Annotated in this window: 20 protein-coding genes; 14 read left to right on the forward strand and 6 right to left on the reverse strand. The window is 48.9% G+C overall.

The window, feature by feature from the left end; genetic code table 11:
* Positions 1-30: 30 nt before the first annotated feature.
* The 5 genes from ACAN54_RS24340 to ACAN54_RS24360 all read left to right on the forward strand — a co-directional run bounded on the left by ACAN54_RS24340 (position 31) and on the right by ACAN54_RS24360 (position 6,404).
* Entirely contained in the window at positions 31-3,525 is a 3,495-nt protein-coding gene (locus ACAN54_RS24340; protein WP_379161522.1) for a glycoside hydrolase family 2 TIM barrel-domain containing protein, read from the forward strand.
* 425 nt (positions 3,526-3,950) lie between these two features.
* Positions 3,951-4,421, forward strand: a complete 471-nt coding sequence (locus ACAN54_RS24345) for an antitoxin Xre/MbcA/ParS toxin-binding domain-containing protein (protein ID WP_379161524.1) — start codon at positions 3,951-3,953, stop codon at positions 4,419-4,421.
* A 273-nt stretch (positions 4,422-4,694) separates the two neighbouring features.
* Positions 4,695-5,036, forward strand: a complete 342-nt coding sequence (locus ACAN54_RS24350; RefSeq protein WP_379161526.1) for a PadR family transcriptional regulator — start codon at positions 4,695-4,697, stop codon at positions 5,034-5,036.
* The gene (locus tag ACAN54_RS24355; protein ID WP_379161528.1) at positions 5,023-5,652 is read left to right on the forward strand and encodes a DUF2812 domain-containing protein; all 630 of its coding nucleotides are present in this window, start codon (positions 5,023-5,025) and stop codon (positions 5,650-5,652) included. The genes ACAN54_RS24350 and ACAN54_RS24355 overlap by 14 nt, the downstream gene beginning before the upstream one ends.
* 146 nt (positions 5,653-5,798) lie before the next feature.
* The gene (locus ACAN54_RS24360) at positions 5,799-6,404 is read left to right on the forward strand and encodes a pentapeptide repeat-containing protein (protein ID WP_379161530.1); all 606 of its coding nucleotides are present in this window, start codon (positions 5,799-5,801) and stop codon (positions 6,402-6,404) included.
* A 71-nt stretch (positions 6,405-6,475) separates the two neighbouring features.
* Here the strand turns inward: ACAN54_RS24360 and ACAN54_RS24365 are convergent, their stop codons facing one another.
* From ACAN54_RS24365 to ACAN54_RS24385, 5 genes are all read right to left on the reverse strand, one after another.
* Positions 6,476-7,267, reverse strand: a complete 792-nt coding sequence (locus ACAN54_RS24365; protein WP_379161532.1) for a DUF2705 family protein — start codon at positions 7,265-7,267, stop codon at positions 6,476-6,478.
* A 15-nt stretch (positions 7,268-7,282) separates the two neighbouring features.
* Complete coding sequence (locus tag ACAN54_RS24370; RefSeq protein ID WP_379161534.1) at positions 7,283-8,080, reverse strand: ABC transporter permease; 798 nt, start codon at positions 8,078-8,080, stop codon at positions 7,283-7,285.
* A gap of 7 nt (positions 8,081-8,087) precedes the next feature.
* Positions 8,088-8,972, reverse strand: coding sequence for an ABC transporter ATP-binding protein (locus tag ACAN54_RS24375; RefSeq protein ID WP_379161537.1), 885 nt, complete (start codon positions 8,970-8,972; stop codon positions 8,088-8,090).
* A gap of 17 nt (positions 8,973-8,989) precedes the next feature.
* Entirely contained in the window at positions 8,990-9,613 is a 624-nt protein-coding gene (locus ACAN54_RS24380; protein WP_379161539.1) for a TetR/AcrR family transcriptional regulator, read from the reverse strand.
* Positions 9,614-9,763: 150 nt separating this feature from the next.
* On the reverse strand, positions 9,764-10,654 hold the full coding sequence (locus ACAN54_RS24385) for an AraC family transcriptional regulator (RefSeq protein WP_379161541.1): 891 nt from the start codon (positions 10,652-10,654) through the stop codon (positions 9,764-9,766).
* A gap of 185 nt (positions 10,655-10,839) precedes the next feature.
* On the opposite strand from ACAN54_RS24385, the gene ACAN54_RS24390 reads away from it, so the two are divergent.
* The 9 genes from ACAN54_RS24390 (at position 10,840) to ACAN54_RS24430 (ending at position 22,846) form a co-directional block, all read left to right on the forward strand.
* Positions 10,840-12,198: an ABC transporter substrate-binding protein gene (locus ACAN54_RS24390; RefSeq protein WP_379161543.1), complete on the forward strand. Its 1,359-nt coding sequence runs from the start codon at positions 10,840-10,842 to the stop codon at positions 12,196-12,198.
* A gap of 112 nt (positions 12,199-12,310) precedes the next feature.
* Positions 12,311-13,237: a carbohydrate ABC transporter permease gene (locus ACAN54_RS24395; RefSeq protein ID WP_379161545.1), complete on the forward strand. Its 927-nt coding sequence runs from the start codon at positions 12,311-12,313 to the stop codon at positions 13,235-13,237.
* A 3-nt stretch (positions 13,238-13,240) separates the two neighbouring features.
* On the forward strand, positions 13,241-14,098 hold the full coding sequence (locus ACAN54_RS24400) for a carbohydrate ABC transporter permease (protein ID WP_379161547.1): 858 nt from the start codon (positions 13,241-13,243) through the stop codon (positions 14,096-14,098).
* 51 nt (positions 14,099-14,149) lie between these two features.
* The gene (locus ACAN54_RS24405; protein ID WP_379161549.1) at positions 14,150-16,111 is read left to right on the forward strand and encodes a glycoside hydrolase family 127 protein; all 1,962 of its coding nucleotides are present in this window, start codon (positions 14,150-14,152) and stop codon (positions 16,109-16,111) included.
* Between the two features lie 144 nt (positions 16,112-16,255).
* On the forward strand, positions 16,256-17,644 hold the full coding sequence (locus ACAN54_RS24410) for an ABC transporter substrate-binding protein (RefSeq protein ID WP_379161551.1): 1,389 nt from the start codon (positions 16,256-16,258) through the stop codon (positions 17,642-17,644).
* Positions 17,631-18,593 carry a carbohydrate ABC transporter permease gene (locus ACAN54_RS24415; protein ID WP_379161553.1) on the forward strand — a complete coding sequence of 321 codons (963 nt, stop codon included), beginning with the start codon at positions 17,631-17,633 and terminating at the stop codon, positions 18,591-18,593. The genes ACAN54_RS24410 and ACAN54_RS24415 overlap by 14 nt, the downstream gene beginning before the upstream one ends.
* A complete protein-coding gene (locus ACAN54_RS24420) occupies positions 18,590-19,423 on the forward strand; it encodes a carbohydrate ABC transporter permease (protein WP_379161555.1) in 834 nt (277 codons plus the stop codon). Before ACAN54_RS24415 ends, ACAN54_RS24420 begins: the two co-directional genes overlap by 4 nt.
* Before the next feature lie 14 nt (positions 19,424-19,437).
* On the forward strand, positions 19,438-20,976 hold the full coding sequence (locus tag ACAN54_RS24425) for a response regulator transcription factor (RefSeq protein WP_379161557.1): 1,539 nt from the start codon (positions 19,438-19,440) through the stop codon (positions 20,974-20,976).
* Between the two features lie 22 nt (positions 20,977-20,998).
* Positions 20,999-22,846 (forward strand): cache domain-containing sensor histidine kinase, encoded by a 1,848-nt coding sequence (locus tag ACAN54_RS24430; RefSeq protein ID WP_379161559.1) that lies wholly within the window; start codon positions 20,999-21,001, stop codon positions 22,844-22,846.
* Here the strand turns inward: ACAN54_RS24430 and ACAN54_RS24435 are convergent.
* Positions 22,833-23,300, reverse strand: a complete 468-nt coding sequence (locus ACAN54_RS24435) for a hypothetical protein (RefSeq protein ID WP_379161561.1) — start codon at positions 23,298-23,300, stop codon at positions 22,833-22,835. The two genes, ACAN54_RS24430 and ACAN54_RS24435, sit on opposite strands and share 14 nt — an antisense overlap.
* Positions 23,301-23,339 lie beyond the last annotated feature (39 nt).

The raw sequence follows: 23,339 nt of genomic DNA on the forward strand, positions 1-23,339 counted from the left end.
CACAAACCATACACGGGAGGAACTTTGTCCATGAGTATCAAAAGAAGGCTGAACGGAGGCTGGCAGTTTACCAAACAGCCGCTGGGTTCAGAGCTGGCTAACGTAATTGTGGCCGAAGACTGGATGCCGGTAACCCTGCCTCACGACTGGCTGATCTACAATACGGATGCGCTTTATGAAGACGGGGAGGGCTGGTACCGAACTACCCTCAGCTTGGCCGAAGTGTCTGCTCATCAGCTGTGCTCCCTGCGTTTTGAAGGCGTATACATGAATTCAACTTTGTACGTCAACGGACATGCGGCTGGTGAATGGAAGTATGGGTACTCCACCTTCGAATTCGATATTACGCCCTACCTGACTGAGGGAGACAATACGATTGTAATGCGTGTGATTCATGAATCTCCGAATTCCCGCTGGTACTCGGGTGCCGGGATTTACCGCTCTGTGTGGATTAAAATAACCCCAAAGACGCATATTGCGCCGGATGGCATTTATATTGCGGCCCGGCAGGCGGATAGCGGGTCCTGGACTGTGGATGTGGATTGTGAGCTGCAAGTAGAGGAAGGCCGGGATACGTCGGGACTAAAGCTCCTTCATATGGTTCTGGATGCAGGTGGAACAGTGATCGGACAGGTGGAATCTGCCGTTCCTGCCTTGGAGAGAGATCTGACGGTACATGCCCTCAGCCGCCTGACTATTGAACAGCCCTTGCTCTGGGATATTGGAAGTCCCCACCTCTATACCCTCCGAACAAAGCTGTGGGATCAGGATGTGATTACGGAAGAGGAAGAACAGACCTTCGGTTTCCGTACGGTGGAATTAGACAGCCAAAAGGGATTTTTCCTGAACGGACGTTACGTCAAAATGTACGGCGTGTGCCAGCATCATGATCTAGGCTGTCTGGGGGCAGCTGTCAATAAGGCGGCCCTGCGGCGGCAGTTCGTGCTGCTGCAGGAGATGGGGGTGAACGCAATCCGGACGGCACATAACATGCCTGCCGTAGAATTGATGGAACTGGCAGATGAGATGGGAGTGTTAATCGTCTCGGAGGCTTTTGATATGTGGGAGCGAAGCAAGACTGCTTATGACTATGCCCGTTTCTTCCCCGACTGGTGGAAGAAGGACATCGCCAGCTGGGTACGGCGGGACCGCAACCATCCGAGCCTGATCATGTGGAGCATCGGGAATGAAATCTACGATACTCACGCAGATACCCGCGGCCAGGAGCTGACACGTATGCTGCAGGATGAAGTGCTGGCCCATGATCCCCGGGCCAATGCCTTCGTTACGATTGGCTCGAATTACATGCCATGGGACAACGCTCAGAAATGCGCCGATATCGTCAAGGTGGCGGGTTACAACTATGGCGAGAAGTATTATGACAGGCACCATGAAGAACACCCGGACTGGTTCATCTACGGAAGTGAGACCTGCTCTACAGTGCAAAGCCGGGGCGTCTATCATTTCCCGCTGGCTCAGCCGGTATTGGCAGATGACGATCTACAGTGCTCCTCCTTGGGTAACAGCTCTACCAGCTGGGGAGCCAAAAGCACAGAGGCATGTATTACTTCAGACCGGGATGCGGCGTATTCCCTGGGACAATTTCTATGGACCGGCTTTGACTATATAGGCGAGCCGACACCCTACTTCACCAAGAATTCTTACTTTGGCCAATTGGACACGGCTGGATTTCCGAAGGACTCTTACTACATTTATCAGGCGGAATGGACCGATTACAGAACGCATCCGATGATTCATATCTTCCCCTACTGGGACTTCTCGGAGGGACAGCTCATTGATGTGCGGGTATGCTCCAATGCCCCGCGGATCGAATTGTTCTTCAATGATGTATCACAGGGTACCTATGACATTGACCATATCCAGGGCCATAAGCTGCTTGGAGAATGGCAACTGCCCTATACGGAGGGTGTGCTCTGTGCTGTTGGCTATGATGAACAGGGAAATGTGATTGCTTCGGAGCAAATTTCATCCTTCGGCAATGCTGCCTCTTTGGTGCTTACCCCGGATAAGCATGTGCTGACGGCAGACGGCCAGGATCTGATCTTCGTAACCATCACGGCGAAGGATTCGCAAGGTCTCCAGGTGGAGAATGCCAACAACTGGGTTCACTTGAGCATAAAAGGGCCTGGACGGGTGATCGGACTGGATAATGGCGACAGCACCGACTATGATCCCTACAAAGGCATGAGCCGCAGGCTGTTCAGCGGCAAGCTGCTCGCTGTTATTGCCGGCACGCTGGAGCCTGGTACAATCACCCTGCGGGCGTATTCTCCGGCCATTACTTCCGCCGAGCTTGTACTAGAGTCCAGCGCTCCGGCAACAGGTATATCGGATGACGGTGAGCTGTTCCTGTATGCCGACTGCCCTTTGGAGGGCAAAGGAGAATCCGCGGAGGCGCAGCGCAGGAAGGCTGCGGAAATTCCTGTGCGCAAGCTGGAAATATTCTGCCCCGAAGGCAATATTCTGACGCCGGAGCATCCTTCGCTCCCGGTGTATGTGAAGCTCCATCCGGAGAATGCCACCTTCCAGGATGTGGAGTGGCGGATCACAAATGCTGCGGGGATTGATGCGAACATCGCTTCGATGGAGGTGAAGGGACAGGAAGCTGTCATTACCGGTCTGGGGGATGGAGAAGTCTATATCCGTTGCGGGACAACGAACGGTGCCGACGGTATCCGTCAGTACTCCTCCATGAAATTCAAGCTCGAAGGGCTCGGGCAGGCCTGCCTGGACCCTTATGAATTTGTCTCCTCCGGTTATCACAGCAGCGCCAGTACGAACCTGACCAACGGGAATGAACGCGGAGTAGCAACCGCCCGGGAAGGGGAGAGCCGGATCTGTTTCGAACGGATTGATTTCGGAGAGTATGGAGCCGATGAGATCATCCTGCCGATCTTCACGTTAGACGATGACGAGTACCCGATTGAAATATGGGAGGGCATCCCCGATGAGTCGGGTGCCGAGCTGCTGTCTACAGTGATCTACCAGAAGCCTTCCCGGTGGAACGTATACCAGGAGGAGACCTACAAGCTGCCGAAACGTCTGACCGGCATCACCACACTCACTTTCGTCCTGCGGCAGAAGATCCATCTGAAAGGCTTCCAGTTTATCCAGAAGCGCAAAGCATACGAACAACTTAGCGCACTTGAGAACAGCCGGATTTACGGCGATACCTTCACCGTGACAGAGACCGCCGTTGAAGGCATCGGCAACAATGTCTCCCTAACCTTTGAGGGGATGGACTTTGGCGCACAGGGAAGCTCCCGGATCATCATCTGCGGGCGTTCTCCTCTAGAGAACAGTACACTGCACTTGCTGTTCCTCGGAGCCGGCGGCGATTCCAAGCAGCTTGTGGAATTTGGCGGCAGCGACAGCTATACAGAGCGCGAATTTGATCTGGAACCGGTCAGCGGGCAAAGGACCTTTACCTTCTTATTCCTGCCAGGCAGCCAGTTCGACCTGAAATGGTTTCGATTTCTGCCGTCTGCAGAAGTGGAGAGTTGATCCGGTTGTTTGATCGTTTGCAGGCAGACGGATTGCAATCCAGGCAGCTATCCCCTTAAAAGGGATGGCTGCTTTTTTTGCGTTGATCAGGGATTAGGCAATCGCAATAGGGTATTTGCCGGAATTGAATCTAAGGACAAAAAAACCTCCAAGGACTATTACTACTTGTATAATGATCATGGTGATGTGGTGCAGATGGTCGATACCAGTGGAGAGATAGTCAATAACTATACTTATTATGAGTGGGGTAACATCTCCAACAGGTAGAGAAAACCTGGTTCAAGTACACCGAAGATATATGATGCCGAAACCGGATTGTGTTATCACCGTGCACGTTATGATCCAAGTATGGGGTTGTTTTTAAATGAGGATACGGTTGAAGGTTACACAACCTATTAGATTTATCCAATCCGAAGGTTAGAGAAGTGCTAGGCGTAACGCTAGATAGTATTATAATTAATGAATATACAATTACTCAACAACTTGGAAAGACTGCTAAAAGTATGAACTTTAACGGTAAAATTCCACCTTCAGCAAGGGCTGATGGTGGGTTGAATGTAATTCAATTTGACGCAATATCAATAAAACAACTAGAAATAATTGGAGGGCTAATAGTGGAAATAGACGTATTTCTGAAAGCTTATAAAGAAGAGGATTGGAAAGATTACTTGGAGTTTTGTAGGAGAGCGAACGTCGATTATAAAACTCAATTGGGTGAAATCACCTTGCCAGAGGATATTGCAGTAGTACTATGTTATAGATTTGGTGAAAACGAAGCTACAAAATGGCTTCATAAACAGGTTCCAGCATTAGGAAATATTCAGCCTAAAGAATTATTAAGTAACGAACAAGGCCAGAATATTTTAAGGGAAGTTCTAATGCGTCTACCACATTAATACTACTACCACATGCAATATTAACTATTTAAAAATATGTAAAGAGTTAATTGAAGTGATTGTACCAAATCAATATGAAATCGGTATTTTTACTCTACGTAATTTTCTAACTACATGGGTGCATGCCATGTGGTTTTTTTCTGCTTAATATCGCATATCGCCCTATTGATTATATACAGTTGCAATATACAGTCCGAATGTATATAGTATAACTATACAGTTAGACTATATAATAAATTTGCCAAGAGTACAGAACTCCAAAGGAGAAGAGATATGGGGAGAGACAAATATCTGCCGCTTACGGAAACGGTCTATTATATCCTGCTCGCCCTGCATGAGCCTGCGCACGGATATTTGATCCTGCAAAAGGTTGAAGAGCTTAGTGGAGGGCAGGTGAGAATGGCTGCGGGCACACTATATGGTGCGATTGAGAACCTGATTAAGCTTAAGTTCATTGAACCTGTAGGCACTGTAGATAACCGGCGCAAGGTCTATGTGATAACAGAAATTGGTCGGTCGGTAATGTGCCAGGACTTTGAACGGATGAATCACATGATGGAGACCACGCGAAGAATCTGGGCCTCTGACGGGAGGGAACGTAATGCGGAAATTTAAGTGGTTTACGAATATAGACCATGAAGAGAAATGGCTGAATGATATGGCCGGTAAGGGCTGGCAATTTGTCGGAAAATCCTTGTTCAGCTACGAATTTCACGAAGCTGAACCGGAGGCTGGCCGAATAAAGATTGATTACCGTGCCTTTGTCAAGAAAGACGATTTCGAGGATTATCGTGCCCTCTTCGAGGATAGCGGCTGGAAGCACATCCAGGGTTCGAAAAGTTCAGGATATCAGTATTTTAAGATGGTGAATGATCAGGGGAGCGGGGATATTTTTTCGGATGCCGATTCCAAAGCCGGGCGGTATAAACGTTTGTCAGAGGTGTGGCTCTCGATTTCCTTGTCTTTTTTTCCTATTGCTGTAGCGCTGATGTCTACAGGTACTCTCAAGCCGGCGGCTCTGCTGAATCCCGAAGCCCTCTATTTGACCCCTGGATTATGGGAGAAGACTGGAGGTACATTTTGGCGGGCCTTTCTATTCGAGACGCCGTTTGCACTTCTTCGGGGATTGAGCGCATGGCTCCTGCCCCTGGTGATTATTCTGTATCTAATCTTCGCCTTCAAGGCGAACCGGCAATATAAGCGATCACAGGGGGGGAACCTATCCGATTAACGAGTGGTGTTATGCTGCATTCCCGCTAAAAATATATTTCATTGAATTTACAGTTTATAGAAAAAACACTTGACACAGATATGATAAAATTAGTGAAATAGCGTTTTTTTGCTCATAGCATAGCTAACTGTTATCGGAGGAAAGACATGTACCAATACATTGACCGGGAATTTGTGGATGTGCGTTTTGACGGGCATGATCTGCGTTATGGCGAACTGATCCGCTGCACGTTTACCAACTGCACATTCATGAACACCTCTTTGGAAGAAATTGATACGACCCATTGCCGTTTTATCGAATGCGATTTTAAAGGCGCAGCCCTGAATGCTTCGATCCACACCGAATCTGCGTTTGAAAATTGTAAATTCAGCGGTGCGAATCTCTTTGTAAGCAAGTTCATCTCCTGCAAAATGACAGGTTCCGACTTCGCAGGCGCTCAGATGGATGGAATTACGCTAAGCGGAGGGGACTGGTCTTACGTGAATCTGCGGTATGCCAAGCTTGGCAAGCAGGATTTGCGGGGCATCCGTTTTTTTGAAGCGGATCTGTCGGAGAGTGATTTGGCGAAGGCTGATCTCAGAGACTGTGATCTGACAAGGGCCATGCTAGGCAGAGTCAACCTGACCGGGGCTGATCTGCGGGGAGCCAAGCTGGAGGGCGTGGATATGAAAGCGCTGATGGTGAAAGGAGTGCGGATGGACAGGGAGCAAGCTGTTGTGTTCCTGCGCTCCTATGGTGCGAAGGTGGATTGAGTTCAGGAGAAGAGCGGAGGCCAAGGCGGTCTCCGCTTTTCCATTACCGGGATACGGGCATGCCAGCAAAACTACAAATCCCGTTTATTGAAAAAGGTATAAGTCACTGTGACAAGCACCGCAATGAGCGCTGCCGACAGAAGGACAAAGACGGTATCCAACCCTCCGCCGTACATCACATTTTTGGCTTCAAAATATTTAAACGGTGTGATGTATTTCAGGCTTGCAAGCCTGTCATTCAAGTCGATCGCAATCGATAATACAAAGGTGAGCAAAAGAATTCCTGTGGCAAGTGATGCGGCGGTCTTAGATTTCTTGAGCACTGCTGCTGTTGCCGTCCCGATGAACAAGAACAGGAGCTGCAGGATGAACATGGCAAGCATGGTGATAGCTATATCCCCTGCAATGGACTCGCCCTTGCTGTACTTCCCTACCATAAGGACAGAAGCCATACATGTAACCAGATTAAATAGGATGATATTGACCAAGGCCGCCAGTAATTTCGAGGTGATGATCTGATTCCGGGTCAACGGCTTTACAAATAAAAATTCTGAGGTCTTATCCCGTTCTTCCTTAGCGATGATATTCGCTCCGAGCATGGCGGCATGGATCGTAGCCATCAGTAACAAATAGACGAATAAGATCCCGTAATACCCGCTGGCTGTATTCAGATCCAGGTTACCAATCCCTAATATCGCCTGCAGGGATTTGGGCATATCGGACATCATTTGACTCATGGACTGGCCTGAGGCGGATAACCCCGCATATTTGCCCATGCCAGAGGCAACCATCAGGAACACACCAATGCTCCAGAATAGTAAGGATTTTCGATACGCTCTTATTTCCCTCCAAAATACATTCACGAATGTTCCCCCCCTCTAAACCGCATGAATATCTTTATGGGCATATATGAAATAGCTGGCTGAGACTGCAATCACAATAATCACTGCCCCGGTGATCACATAGGAGATGTCATATCCTGCATGCTTCATGATCTCGGCCGGATCGAAATATTTAAAGGGGGAAAGGTAGCGCAGTTTTGCATCTCCGGTTGTGGCTCCGATCATTCCAATAAAATAAAACGAAAACACAGTGGCCAGTGAAACCGTCAGCACGGATTTGATCTTTCGTACCATGACCGACATCACGATTCCAATAGCAAGAAAGATTAGCTGAATCCAAAAGATGCTTAGGCTGAGCAGGAGAAACATCTTCAGGCTATAATCTTCGGTTTTCACCTGCGAAGCCATCCCATAGGTCGCCACTCCATAAATAACATTGGTAATGACTAAGGATACGAATGCGGCCATTAGCTTCGCGGTGATAACGGTTGTACGTGTAACCGGCTTCGTTAACAGGAAATCTGCTGTTTTCTCCCGGACTTCCTTGGAGACGATTGAAGTGCCAAGATTCATAGCCTGAATCGCCCCGATCAGAATGATAAATGTCAAAGCGTACGTATAGAAACCCATAATCGTAAACAGATTCCCTAAATCGAGTCCGATTGCTTTTCTTAACGATTCCGGATAACCTTCCAGCAGCTTTGTGAATTCTTCGGCATCTTTATGGAAAGAAGGGAATAAGGACATGAACAGCATCATGATTGCGATCAAAGAAAGTAACCAGATGATTGTAGATTTCCGGTAAGCCTTCAGTTCATGCAGGAAAATATTCATCAGGACGCTAAGCCTCCTTTACATAATAGTGCATAAAGATCTCCTCAAGATCCGGCTCTTCAATCCAGACGTTGGTGACTTCGATGTCAGCTAGCTTGTGGAGTACATTATTGAGGTTGCCCCGGAACAGAAAGTGGACCTGGTTATCCTTAACTTCTAATTGGCTGACGCCGGGCAGACTGAAGTAATCCTTATCCAGCGAAGCTTTCGTGTGGATTTTAAATTTCTTATAATTATTTTCCTGCAGGGTGCTGATCTTTTCTACCGTAACAAGGGACCCTTCCTTGATGATCGCCACACGGCTGCAGAGCCTTTGAACTTCACTGAGAATATGGGATGAAAATAATACCGTTGCCCCTTTTTGATTCTCCGTTTCAAGCAATTCGAAGAATTTCTGCTGCATAAGCGGGTCCAGGCCGCTGGTGGGTTCATCGAGGATAATCAGCTTGGGCTCGTGGAGCAGCCCTTGGACAATCCCCACTTTCTTTTTGTTGCCGAGCGATAAATCATCAATTTTCTTCGTTAAGTCAAGATCCATGATTTCTGCCAATTCCTTGATTCGTTTCGTACAGTCCTTTTTGTAAAAGCTGGCCGAATACTTCAAGAGATCGTATACCTTCATATTGTCGTAATAAAAAACTTCCGAGGGCAGATATCCGATTTCCTTCTTGATCTCAGGAGCGAATTCAAAACAATCTTTGCCGAAAATCCTGGCGCTGCCGCTAGTCGGGTGAATCAGGGACAGTAAGGTTCGAATCGTAGTGGATTTCCCTGCACCGTTAGGCCCGATGAATCCGAAGATCTCTCCCTCTTCCACATTGAAACTGATATCCGTAATCCCTCTGGACTTGCCATATGTCTTGGTCAGATGACTAATCTCAATAACATTCATAATAGAACCTCCCGGAACTATGGATAAAAAGAATTTCTGAGCATTTCACTGTACACGTCCAGCTCTGCAATAATTTCATCTAACTTCATTTGATCCACGGGAATCGATGCATACCGCTCCTGTAATCTGTAGGCGAGGCCTTCCATAGTCCAATAAATAATGTTAACTGCCTTTTCGATATCGATGCCCTCTTTGAATTTGGTGAGGTCGACATTCCCGAACAAATCTTGATAGCCCTTGCTTAAAAACTCTTTTTTCCGGTTCTCCAAATCAGGCTTCACTTCACTTGCATCCTCTGGATTTACTTTCTTGATGAATTCAAAGGCATTGGGGTATTTCTGATATAACTCAAATTTGAGAATCGCAATCTGCCTGTATCTGATGAATATATCCCGCTGCTCCCAATCAATGTGTGCGTGTGCATTTTCTATAAGCATTTCTATAAAATAGTCGTACAAAAATAAGTACAGATCCTTCTTGTTATTAAAATAATGGAACAACAGGCCCTTGGATATTTCCGCTTCCTTAACAATCTCATTGGTGGAGGCATTCTGATACCCTTTTAGCGCGAACTCCTTGAGGGCTGCATTGATGATGCGGTCCTTCTTATCCTGGCTTAGATTGTGAAATTTCGAGAACAACGTTTCCACCTCCTCATTGACCACGTTGGTCAATTTGATTTTACACCTGTTGACCAATGTGGTCAATGACGAAAAAAAGTTAGCAATGGAGCAATGGGTGTAACGTTAAGCCGTGAGTTAAGCCGTGAGTTAAGCCGTGATCCGGGAGGGCTAGCGCTGCTGAATGAATTTGTTCCGGAAGCCAGAGGGAGACAACCCCTCTTTTTTGGAGAAGCAGGAGGAGAAATGGGACACGTGATGGAACCCTACTTCCTCGGCGATTCGGGTAACGGACCAGGAGGTCTGAAGAAGAAGCCGTTTGGACTGTTCCACACGATAGTTTTGCAGATAAGCCATAGGGGTCATGCCATAGGCTTTCAGCATGCTTTTGGCCAGATAATTCGGGTGATAGTTGAGTTCCTTCTGCAGCATGGGATTGTTGATGTCCCGCGTGTAGTTATGGCGGATGAACAGCTCCACCTTCTCGGCAAGCTGAATGGCGGTAGCATCGGAGGGGGAAGCCAGGTCTCGGTCCAGGTGCTGTAGAAAGGATTGGAAGGAAGCCTGGCGTTTCCAGTTGCGTAAGGATTGCGGTTCATGCTCCTGCTCAAAAAACAGATCCAGGACCTCCATCGCCTTCCCGGAGATTTTCATATGCTTGGGAATATAAATCGAGCAAACATCTGCATGATTGAGGTAGGCTTTTTGCTTGTGGCTTTCGATCAGTGTGACCTGAGAATCCAGACATTCGTCCATACTTACACATTCCTTCCAGCTGCCGAAGGTCTGAAAGTGGATCCAGATAATCTTTGTATCCCGGGTGCAGGGCGCAGAGCCGTAATGATGCCCGTCCGGACGCAGAATGAGGATTTCACCTTCATGCAGCTCCCACTCCTTGCCGTCCTCACCGATAGGAAGGGTACCCTTCAGCACAACGATCAGATCAAATACGCCGATACAGTTGCGGTTGATGTGAACATCCCCTGCGGCATACTTGGCATGTCCGCAATCGACGAAGTAGGGAATGGGGGGAGAGATAAAATGGAGAATGGGCGAGTTCATGATCAATTTCCTCCAAGCAGGTTGAAATGATTAAAAATGAGGTTGGAATTCTGCGTTTTTTTTCATATTACAACATGTATTATTATTATTAAAGCGCTTTCTAAAAAGTTGAAAAGCTGATAGGAATCGATAGTTGGCTTATTCCCGTAAAGGGCTAAGTATATATCATTCAAGGAGGAAGCTGAATGAAAAAAGCATTTCTGTGCACGACGGTATTATTGTTAATTCTGGTAATGGGGCTCAGCGGCTGCGGCAGCAACGGGAATAAAGAGACATCCGGGGCGAATCAGCCAGCAGCAAGCAATAGCGGCAATAAGGCAACTGAAGGCAGTGAAACGGCAAAACCTCCTGCTGAAGCGGAGAAGGTAGTATTCTGGACCTTTGTTGACGCCCATCAGAAGTTTTATGAGAGCATGGCGGCAAGCTGGAATGAGAGTCACCCGGATAAAGCCATTGCGCTGGAAGCAACAACTATCCCTTATGACGACATGCACACCAAGCTGCTCGTAGCCCTGCAATCGGGCGTAGGCGCACCGGATCTGGTGGATATTGAGCAGAGCAAATTTCCGAACTTCATGAAGGGGACACCTCAGCTGGTATCCCTGAATGATATTGTGGAGCCGGAGCTCGGCAACATTGTGAAGTCCAGAGTAGAAATCTACAGCAAAGACAAAACGTACTATGGTATTGATTACCATGTGGGTGCGACCGTCATGTATTACAACAAAGAAATGCTTGACCAGGCAGGAATAAATCCTGACACCATCAAGACTTGGGCTGATTTCGAGACGGCAGGCAAGCAGATGCTCGCCAAAACAGGCAAGCCGATGATCACATTCGAAGGCAACGGCAACTGGTCCTGGTGGCCGGCGATCAGCCAGCAGGGCTCCGATCAGGTGGATGAGAATGGCAATGTTACTGTGGATACACCGGTCAATGTGAAGACAATGGAATTCTTCCAGAAGATGGTGAAGGAAGGCGTGGCCGCTGTCGCTCCTGGCGCCGGCCATGATACAGAAGAATACTTCGGCTATATGGATTCGGGCAGCGCGGCTTCCGTCTTCATGCCATTTTGGTTCATGAACCGTTTCACTGATCATATTCCAGATCTCAAGGGAAAAGTCATCATCCGGCCTATGCCGGCCTGGGAAGAAGGCGGCAACCGTTCGGCAGGAATGGGCGGGACCGCAACTTCGATTACCAATCAGGCGAAGAATCCCGACTTGATCAAGGAATTCCTGGCTTACGCCAAGCTGTCCAAAGAAGGCAACCTGCAGGTGTGGAAGCAGCTTGGCTTCGACCCGATCCGCACGGATGTCTGGAGTGATCCGGCCATGAAGGAGTCGAACAAATTCACTGATTATTTCGGTACGGATATCTTTGATACGCTGCTCAGCGTCAAGGATGAAATCGCTCCGGTCCATATCCGCGAGAAATCACCGGAAGTGTTCGATGCCATCCGCAACAAAGCCATGCCACAAATCTTCATCGACATGAAGGACCCGGCGAAGGTTCTGAAGGAAGTGCAGGACAGTCTGAAATAGATTTTCCCATATATTAGAGCGCACTCAAGCTGTGAAGGGGACTAGAACATTCCCCTTCACAGCCATACATTTTCCGGAAATAATCGCTGCAGAAAAGAGTGGAGGTTGGGTTATGCAGATAGAAAGGCAGTTGACCAAAAACCCAAGAAGAAGGAGCTACCCGCTGCGAAATTCGCAAAAATTGGCACCCTATGTGTTCGTATTCCCGTTTCTGTTGTCATTCGCGGTCTTCTTTGCGTACCCGTTGATTAACGCAGGGGTCATGAGCTTTCAGGAAGTGCTCCCGGGAGAGGTGTCGTTCACCGGGCTCGTTAACTACAGAGCACTGTGGAATGAGGATTTCGGAGCGGCACTCTACAACAGCAGCCGATACACTGTCTGGACACTTCTGCTGCTGATCCCTGTGCCGATGATCCTGGCTGTCCTGCTTCATTCCAAAAAGATGTGGTGGAGTAATTTCTTCAGATCCACCCTGTTTATTCCGGCGCTTACGTCAGTAGTGGTCGCAGGTGTAGTATTCCGACTCATTTTTGGTGAGCTTGACGGCGCGTTAATGAACACAGTTCTTCATCTATTCGGGATCTCCAGCCAGCGCTGGCTCTACAGCTCCAGTCTGGGAATGTTCGCCCTGCTTGTACTGGCCGGTTGGAGGTGGATCGGCATCAATATTCTGTATTTCCTGTCTGCCCTGCAGAGCATTCCCGCCGAGCTGTACGAAGCGGCTGAAATCGATGGGGCCAGCGCCTTCCGCAAATTAATCAGAATTACGATTCCCTTGCTGAAGCCGATCACGATTTATGTCGTGACGATCACTATATATGGCGGATATGCCATGTTCACCGAGAGCTATATGCTATGGGCAGGCAAGCCTTCTCCGCAGAACATTGGACTGACTATTGTCGGCTATATCTATCAGCAGGGATTCCAATACTTCAATCTTGGGTTTGGTTCGGCTATCGGAATCACCTTGCTGGGAATTACCTTGCTGGTCAGCCTGGTTCAATTAACACTCACCGGCATGTTCAAGAGGGAGGAATAGAACATGCAGACTAAAGGGAGAACCAAATTCAATTTATCCTCGCTGCTGCTCATTCTTTTATTTGTGATTCTGGCGGCGCTCATGTTATTTCCGCTTTATGCCTTGTTCCTCGCTTCCCTGAAGCCTGCGACAGAGTTGTTCCGCTATGGCCTGAATGTCCGGCTGGATTTCAATTTGATGAGTCTGGACAATTACAAAAGCATCTTTTCGGGGCAGGGGGCGGCCGGCAATTATTTTGGCTGGTATAAGAACAGCCTGCTCATTACCACGCTGTTCACTCTGCTGAGCCTGTTGTTCTCTTCAATGGTAGGGTACGGGCTGGGAATGTATCGTTTTCGCGGCCGGAATTTTATTTTTACCCTGGTGCTTGTGGTGATGATGATCCCTGTGGAGATTATTCTGCTGCCGCTCTATAAGCTAATGATTTCGCTGAAGCTGATCAACACAATCTGGGGTGTCATTCTGCCCTTTGTCGTCTCTCCCCTGCCGATTTTCTTCTTCCGCCAATTCGCGCTTGGCTTGCCCAAGGACTTCATGGATGCAGGCCGGATGGACGGGTGCACAGAGTATGGAATCTTCTTCAAAATCATGGTGCCGCTGATGGCCCCGGCCTTTGGTGCGATTACGATCCTGCAGGCGATGAACAGCTGGAATAACTTCCTGTGGCCGCTGATTGTGCTGCGGACAACGGAGCAATTTACATTACCGATCGGGCTCGCTTCCTTTGTCTCTCCTTTGGGCAATAACTATGAAGCGCTGATCGCGGGAGCGGTCCTGGCCATTTTGCCTATTCTGGTTCTGTTCTTGTTTTTTCAGCGCTTCTTCATGGAAGGGTTAACCGTTGGCGGAGTCAAGGGGTAAGGCTTGCACGGGCAGGTGATCTGTAACAGAGATGAGAGGAGAGTTCTATGAATGAATGATAATACCACACCGGCTCCAGGCAAGGTTCAGATTCATGATCCGTTCTGGTCGGAATATGTCCGTCTGGTCCGCGAGGTCATGGTTCCTTATCAGTGGGAGGCGCTGAATGACCGTGTTGAAGGGGCTGAGCCCAGCCATGCGATCCGTAATTTCAAGATTGCTGCAGGCCGTGAGGCAGGCGAGTTTTACGGAATGGTTTTTCAGGACAGTGACGTAGGCAAATGGCTGGAGGCTGTGGCGTACTTACTCGAGACTAAGCGGGATTCTGCGCTTGAGGAGATTGCGGATGGCGTTATTGAACTGCTTGCTGAGGCTCAGAGGGATGACGGCTATCTGAACACCTACTTTATGTTGAAAGAACCGGGGAGGGAATGGACCAATCTGGCGGAATGCCACGAGCTCTATTGTGCCGGACATTTAATAGAAGCGGCAACAGCCTATTACAGAGCCACCGGTAAAAGAAAACTGCTGGATGCGGTGAGACGGTATGCGGATTACATTGCTGCTGTATTCGGAACGGAACCCGACAAGCTGCGGGGCTACGACGGTCATCAGGAGATTGAACTGGCACTGGTGAAGCTGTTTCATGCCACAGGCGAAGAGAAGTATCTGGAGTTAAGCCGTTACTTTCTGGAACAGCGGGGACAGCAGCCGTATTACTTTGAACAGGAATGGGAAGAACGCGGACGCACCTTGCATTTCCCGCAGCTCTCCATGGTTCATGATCATCTGTACAGCCAATCGCATCTGCCTGTCAGAGAGCAGACCACAGCGGAGGGGCATGCGGTACGCCTGGTCTATATGTGTACGGCTATGGCCGACATTGCCATTGAGACCAGGGATGCCGGCCTGCTGGAAGCCTGCCGGAAGCTGTGGGACAACATTGTGAACAAACGGATGTATATTACGGGTGGCATCGGATCCATGGAGCAGGGGGAGTCCTTTACCGCAGACTATGATTTGCCGCCGGACCTGGCCTATGCCGAAACCTGTGCTTCTGTAGGGCTGATCTTTTTTGCCCGGCGCATGCTGGAGCTGGAGCACAACAGTAAATATGCAGACGTCATGGAGCGGGCGCTCTACAATACCGTTATCAGCGGAATGTCCCTGGATGGCACCAAATTTTTCTATGTGAATCCGCTTGAGGTGTACCCGGAAGTACTGGGCAAGAACAAGAATTACAATCATGTAAAAGCTGTGCGTCAAGGCTGGTTTACGTGCGCTTGCTGTCCTCCGAATGTGGCCCGACTTATAGCCTCTCTCGGAGACTACATTTATTCAACCGCAGGCGATACCTTATACGTTGAGCTCTATATCGGAGGCCGCACCACAAGAATAATAAATGGCATGTCAGCCGTGATTGAACAATTCTCCAGCTATACTTCGGACGGCAAAGTCCGCTTAATCGTATCCCCTGAACAGGACAGGGAATTTACGGTTGCGCTGCGCATACCGGATTGGTGTAATGAGGTCCACGTAGCTTTGAACGGCCAATCCCGGACCCATCATACAGGGAATGCGGACGGTTATATTCACCTGACCCGCCGTTGGGCATCTGGGGATACCCTTGAGCTGTGTTTTGCGATGCCGGTCACGCCGATGAAAGGTCATCCGCATATCCGTCAGACGTTTTCTAAAGTGGCTTTGCAGCGCGGACCTTTCGTCTATTGCCTGGAGGAGGCCGATAACGGCACAAGACTCTATCAGCTAAGGCTGCCGCTGGGTGGTGAGTATATCCTTACGGAGGAACCTGGTTTCCCTGAGGGCATCCGGACGATTTCGGTATCGGGTAAACGAATGGAGCCCGAAGCAGGCTGGGGGGAGGAGCTGTATGGCAGTGGCCCATCCTTGCAAAGCCGGGAGGTGCAGCTGAAGTTCATTCCGTATTTTGCCTGGGCCAATCGCGGGGAAGGTGAAATGTCAGTCTGGATTGGGGAAGAACAGCAGAGTTAAGTGCATATAACAACGTTAATATATGTAATTGATAATAAAAGTGAAAAAATCCACCATTCATAAAAATTTAGAATTTCATACTGAAAACGCATTCTCTATGATGGATACAGGAAGCAAATCATCCATAGCAAGGGGAGTGTAAGGATGGAACAGAAGGTAAGAGGGCGTGGAAAAGTACGATATTGGTTTTTGACAGGGATTCTGCTGCTGGCGGCAATCTTATCAGGATGTTCAAACAATGGGAAAGGAAACACAGAAGTCTCCCAGGAGCCCGTAACGCTAAAATTCACCTTCTGGGGCAGTCCGCAGGAGAAGGCGGCTATTGAGAAGGCAACCCAGGCCTTCACGAACAAGTATCCGAACATCAAAGTGGATGCCATTCATATTCCGGAAGCGGATTATGATGCCAAGATTACAGCCATGGTAGCCGGGAATGAAGCGCCGGATCTGGGCTATATGCATGGTGAGCTGGCAGACCCCTGGCAAAAGGACGGGAAGTTCGTCAATATGTTTGAACTGCTGGATGCGGATAAGGACTTGAAGCGCAGCGACTTTTTGGACTATATCTGGTTCAAGTCCTCCGAGGATTTCGCATATGGAATCAGCACGGCCGGAGAAACCTTCGGACTGTTCTACAACAAGGATCTCTTTGATGAAGCCAAGGTGGATTATCCTCCCGCCAAGCCGGAGATGGCCTGGAGCTGGGATGAATTCGTGAAAGTTGCCCAGCAATTGACCCTCGACAAAAATGGTAAGAATGCTGCCGACCCAGAGTTTGATCCCGATAATATCAAGCAGTTCGGTGTCTCCTTTGAGACTTGGCATGGCCCTGTTCATGCAGCTGTGATTAACAATGAAGGAGAATGGGTGACCAAAGACGGGAAGTTCGGGTTCAGCCAGCCGGAAGCGGCGGAAGCGATCCAGCGTCTGGCGGATTTAATTAATGTGTATCATGTGGCGCCTTCTCCGGTGCAAATGAAATCGATTCCTTCCCAGGCGGTTGCCCTGCAATCGAAGCTGGCAGCAATGTCCATGCACGGTCAATGGATCAATCTGGATCTCGGTGCCGCCAAAGTGAATTATGATATTGGTGTGCTTCCGAAGATGAAACGCAGCGTTCCCATGGGAATCAGCGGAGCTTCTGTCATCTATACCTCAAGCAAGCATCAGGAAGAAGCCTGGCTGCTGACGAAATTTCTGGAGAATCCGGAAGGGGCTATCGATCTGTATAAAGGCGGATTGTGGATGCCTACGATGACCAAATGGTATACCGATCCCGGGCTGGTAGCCAAGTGGGCGGATAATAATCCGGCTCATCCATCCGGCTTCAAGGATGCGATGATGAATAATCTGCTGAACAACGGGGTACCGAACGGTTCCTATTATATTAAAAATTTCTCCAAAGTGAATGCGATTACCTTCTCCGGCATGGATGAGGTATGGCTCGGCAAGAAAACCGCTCTGGAGGCGATGAAGGAGCTGGAGCCAAAGATTCAGCCGGAGATCAGAGGGCGTTATGATGTCTCCCCTTGATGATGCACCGATCGGGGTACAGGAGCTGAGGCCTGCCCGGCGTTCACGCAGAAGACAGCATGCTGCCAAAGAACTGCGTTACGGACTTTTATTTGCTTCGCCTGTACTGGCGGGATACCTGCTGTTCGTGCTTGTTCCGATTGCCGCAAGCATATATCTCAGCTTTACCAATTATAGTGTAGGTATGGTGCCGGAGTGGATTGGCATCGCCAATTACAAGACGCTTTTCACCGGTGCCGACCCTTTCTTTTATCCTGCGGTCAAAGCAACCTTCTATTATGTTTTTGTCAGTGTACCGCTGGGTATTATCATTTCTTTTTTTGCTGCGGTACTGCTGAACCAGAAAATTGCGGGCAGAGCTTTTTTTCGCGGAATATTCTATTTGCCGGTCATCATTCCATTAGCCGCTTCTTCCATGGTATGGATGTGGCTGCTGCAGCCGGATTTTGGCATTGTGAATTACATGCTGGAGCAGCTTCACCTTCCGACTTCACAATGGCTGGGAGATACAGGGTCGGTAGTTCCGACCTTGATCCTCTTCAGCTTCTGGACACTGGGCAATACCATTGTGATTTTTCTGGCAGGGCTGCAGGGCATCCCCTCCCAGTTGTATGAAGCGATTGAGATTGATGGGGGAAACAGGCTCCATAAGCTGTTTTATATTACCATCCCGATGACGTCGTCCATTATCTTTTTTAACACAGTTATTGCCTTTATCAACGGCTTTCAGGCTTTTGTCCAGCCTTCGGTAATGACGCAGGGCGGACCGAACAACAAGAGTCTCTTTTATGTGCTGTACCTGTTCAACGAAGGGTTCAAATCCTCCCGGATGGGTAGCGCCAGTGCGATTTCTGTGCTGCTGTTTCTGGTGATCGCCCTGTTCACCGCTTTGATATTCTTCTTCTCCAAATCTTTGGTGTATTACGAAGGGAAGGGGGAGCAGCGGTGAAACAGCAATCGTGGATTAGTAAAGCGGTCATATACTTGTTACTTGGCATGGGAAGTTTGTTTTGCCTGTTTCCTATCTTTTGGATGGTCCGCACATCCCTGATTGATATGGGGGAGCTGTATCAGATTCCGCCGGGATTTATTCCGAAGGTTTTCAAATGGGATAATTTCCGTACGGCACTCGATGCGTATCCGTTTGGCCGTTTCTTTCTGAACAGCGTCATCATTACTTCACTTTCTATCCTGGGAGTTCTGTTCTCTGGCTCAATGTGTGCCTATAGCTTCTCTCGTATCGACTGGAAAGGGCGGGACCAAGTATTTGCGGTGATATTAACCGGACTTATGATTCCATTCTTTGTTGTCATGATTCCGCAGTATGTGTTCTGGAACGCGCTCCATTTGACGGACACTTTCGTTCCGCTGGTGGCACCTGCCTGGTTCGGCGGAGGGGTGTTTAATATTTTTCTGCTGCGGCAGTTCTTTCTGGGTATCCCGCGCGAGCTGGATGAAGCAGCCAAGGTGGACGGTGCGGGGCATATGCGGATCTATGCGGTGATTATCGTTCCTCTTGCCAAACAGGCCATGATTGTGATCGGCTTGCTGACTTTTTTGGCGAATTGGAATGATTACCTGGGACCGCTGGCGTTCATTACCTCAGAGAAAAACTATACGTTGATGCAGGGACTGACTTTATTTCAGGGTTCCTACTCTGCACAGTGGAATCTGATGATGGCTGCGACGACGGTCATTGTCATCCCTTCACTGGTGATTTTTCTGATTGCACAGCGCCATTTTATTGAAGGGATTGCGATGACCGGAATCAAGGGCTGATAAGGGGGAATGGCATGTACGATATTCTGCTGGTGGATGATGAACCTGCACACCTCTCCGGGCTCTCAGGCATGCTGCGACGCTTGCGTCCTGAATATGGTATTGTTACCGCGAGGAATGGCCGGGAGGCGCTTGAAATCTGCGGAGCCCGCTGCTTCCAGATTATTATCACCGACATTAGGATGCCGCTCATGGACGGACTGCATTTCCTGGAACAGCTTGCCCCTCAGCCTGCTCCGCGGCGGGTCATTTATTTAAGCGGATACAGCCGTTTCGAATATGCCCAAAAGGCGATGAGCCTTGGATCATCCGAATATATGCTGAAGCCGCTTGACCCGCAGAAGTTTATTGCTGTCCTGGAGAAGACAGAAAAAAGTCTGGAGGAAGAATACGCGGCCCTGCAGGAATACGATCGTCTTGCAGTCAGACTGGATGCTGCTGAACCAGCTTACCGTCAACGACTTCTGAATCATTGGCTCGAAGGGAAGCCACTAACCTCAGCAGAACAGGAAGAAGTGCTGACTATTCTCGGATTCAGCGGCACAGGCAGCTTGCTGGTGATCCATATCAACGAGGAAAGGGCTGCGGAAGAGGTGATGGCATCCTTGCAGCCCCTTGGTTTCCATACGGGTTTTACTTCCCGGCAGGATCCCGGTCTGCTGGTGGTGGCAAGCAGCGTAGAGCTTGACTCCGGCATGCTTCAGATGCTTGCTCGGCTGGAAATGCCTGTGGGCATAAGCGCTCCTTCGGAGCATTTATTGGATGATGTTGCCCGTACGTATGCTGAAGCCCGTTGTGCGGCGGCGCGATGCTTTTACGCAGAGTCCGGGGAGCCGCAAGTATATTTGGCGGCAGATGGGGGGCTGGACGCCGGTCGGATGACTGCTCTCGATTCACGGATTGCTGGCAGACTAAAGGAATGGATTGAAACCTGGGATGGTCTTTCAGGTTTCGAGCCTGCAGCAGAGGAATCGGTCCGACGGATGCTAGGAGACGGGGATCTGCCTTTGCCGGAAGAACTGGTGCGGGAAGTCAAACAGCTGTTGTCCAGGTTAATCTATGACCTCGAAGGGATCAGAGAGGATGTGCAAGGAGTTCTGCTGCAGCGCATCTCAGGCTTGGGAGATGGCATTCAATACTGTCATGAATTGATTGCGTCCATGTCCACGCTTTTGAAGGACATTGCCCAAAGAGTGGCCGAAGCGAAGCGGGAACGGAAGGATGGGGTGATGTCACGGTGCCTTGATTACATTGACAGCCACTACAGGGAAGACCTTTCACAGGATACGGTCGCTGCTATGTTTCACTTTAGCTCCAGCTATTTCTGCCAGTTTTTCAAGAGCCGGCTCCAGCTAACCTTCAATCAATATGTAACCCGGCTCCGGTTGAATGAGGCCAAAGCAATGCTGAAGGGTTCAAATGTGAAAGTGTACCGGATCGCTGAGCAGCTAGGCTATCATGATGTCAAGTATTTCAACCGTGTATTCAAGAAGGAAACGGGGCTCACACCAGAAGAATACCGCGCCTTGACGCGCAGGCTGACGGAAGTCTAGATGCCTTTTTTGTGGAGGGAATATGGCTGGATACCGGTATATCTACCGTAACAAATGGGATCTGTGGAGAAACATGAAGCTGAGAACTAAGCTAATCCTTTGTTTTGTGCTGCTGATCTCGATCCCTTCGGTGACTAACGCTGTTATCAACTATAAGACGAGCTCGAACATCATTGTCAGCAATGCCGAAGACAGTATCCTGGAGATTGTGAAAAAGAAAACAGAGATCAGTGATTTGATGCTGAATCATATCGAATCCAGAACCATTGACCTTATCTCAGACCCGGACCTATTCACTCTGTTTGACCGGCAGCAGCCACGCACCGATGAAGAATTGCTGCGAATGGACCGCCAAGCAACGAAGATTCTGAACAAGTATTTCCGTAATGAAGAGGATTTCTATACAGTGCAGCTGGTTACCAGCTACTACAGCTTCGGAGGAGGGGCGCCGGCCTATACCACCAATTCTCCGTTTGTATCTGTCCCGCCGTCCGGGTTCGTACATTCTTATATTTATCAAAAGATAGTCGAGGGGAACGGGAGCCTGCTCTGGTTCCCCACCTACGATTGGACAAGAATCTACGGGCAGCCTCAATTAGGCGGAATGGATGCCAGATTCCGCATGGTTTTCTCTGCAGGGCGACTGCTTAACATTTCACCCGTCATAGACGGCATGAGCCGCAGCTGGCCTCAGAGTGTGGAACGGCCGGTGCTGCTGATTAATTTTAATGAAGAGTATTACCGTCAGTACATGGCTCAGACGCCTGCAGTGCAGGGGTCTTATTTCTATGTGGTATCCAGGGAGGGGCAGATTGTAACGTATCCCGATAGTTCACTTCTGGGAATGACGGATGCAAACACATGGTACAAGGATCACTTCGTATCCGCTTCAGGGACTACTCTCGTCAAGCAGGGGAAGGAGGACGTGTTGGTCGGCTATGCCGCTTCCGCCATAACCGGTTGGGTTACCGTATACGTCTTGCCTTACCGCCAGTTAATCCGCAACCTTCCTACCGTCAGCTACACGGATATGGGCATAACTCTGGTACTGCTTCTATTGTCGGCGGGCATTGCCTATATGATTTCCAGCCATTTGACGAAGCCGATTAAGAAAATGATGGCTGCGATGCAATTAACCGGGACCGGTGACTTTTCCACCAAGATTCCGGACCAGCCGCAATTAGAATTTCGCATTCTCGTGAAGCGATACAATCAGATGAACGAAAGGATTCTCGAGCTAATTGAGGAAAATTACAAAAGCACCAGACGCGAGAAAGAAGCCGAGATGCTGGCGCTCAACCTCCAGCTCAATCCCCACTTTCTGTACAACACGCTCAATATCATCAACTGGATGGCGCTGGAGCGGGAGGAAAGCGAGATTAGTCAAATGATTGTCAGCCTCTCCACCATGCTCCAGTATACCGTGAACAACGGGCAGGAGGAGGTTCTGCTGGAGGATGATCTGAACTGGCTAAGGAGCTACACACATATTATGGGCAAACGGTATGCGGGAGTCTTTGAGGTGGAATACGAGGTGGAGGATCTGCCGCCAGGGACGGTAGTACCTAAGCTGTTCCTCCAGCCTATTGTCGAGAACGCCATTATCCATAGTATGGAGGCGGTTGTGAGCGGGGGGCGTATTAAGATAACAGGCCGGAGATCCGGGGAACGGCTGTATTTTACCGTCTCGGATAATGGGGTAGGGATGTCTACAGCGCATATCGAAGACATGCTGATTCACGACGCCGGAGGCATTGGACTGCGAAATGTCAAAAAACGGCTGAATTTGATGTACGGAGGTCTGGCGCAGCTTCAGATTCAATCAGAGCCTGGGGTGGGAACAGTTGTGACCATAGTCATTCCTTATTAATTGTTGCTTTCATCATCATTATTTTTTTGAAAAGTAATCCATCACTAAGATGTTCCTTTCCATCTTGGGTAAAGGTTCTTGGGTACAAATTATATACTATGGTGTATAGATTCATAATCATAAATAGTAGGGGGAGAAAGTAATTATCTTCACTACCCACTCCCATTAAAAGGTAGACAATACCAATAATGAAAATCTGAAAGATTACCCCTCCGAGAACAAAAGCAGACAGGCGCAGCTTGCTGATCTTAACAATGCTTCCTGGGACAGTTGAGCCGCCAAATCCATAGCAGAATATAAATATTGTCCCAAAGAATACTACACTAAAAATTTGTTTCCGATCTCCTATTGCTACACTTTCTATTTCATACCCAACCAGCTTCCCTGCTAAATAATGCCCCAGTTCATGCAAGAAGGTGTCTATATACTTGAATGATGTGATCATGATAGCCATGAACAATCCCATCTTAACGGATGGTTCGATAATGGATAA

Source organism: Paenibacillus diazotrophicus (genome assembly GCF_042610465.1).